Genomic DNA, 246 nt, shown 5'->3' on the forward strand with positions numbered 1-246 from the left:
GTGGCCGCCGTCAAGCACCACACGCCCGAGGCCCTGAAGCTGCTGGAGCGCAGCGTGCTGATCAACAGCGGCACGATGAATGCGGCCGGGGTGCGCGAGGTGGGTGCGCTGTTCCGGGCCGAGTTCGAGCGCCTGGGTTTTGCGACCCGCTGGGTGGACATGCCGCCGGCGATGCAGCGGGCCGGCCATCTGGTGGCCGAGCGTGTCGGCAACCAGGGCCAGCGGGTGCTGCTGATCGGCCACCTG

At 71.1% G+C, this 246-nt stretch carries 1 protein-coding gene; it reads left to right on the plus strand.

Going from position 1 to position 246, the window contains the following annotated elements; translation table 11 throughout:
* On the plus strand, positions 1 to 246 hold a 246-nt coding region (locus tag RZA33_RS19700; protein WP_317510002.1), incomplete at both ends, for a hypothetical protein.

The organism is Halovibrio sp. HP20-59, from assembly GCF_033052795.2.
GTDB lineage: Bacteria > Pseudomonadota > Gammaproteobacteria > Pseudomonadales > Halomonadaceae > Vreelandella.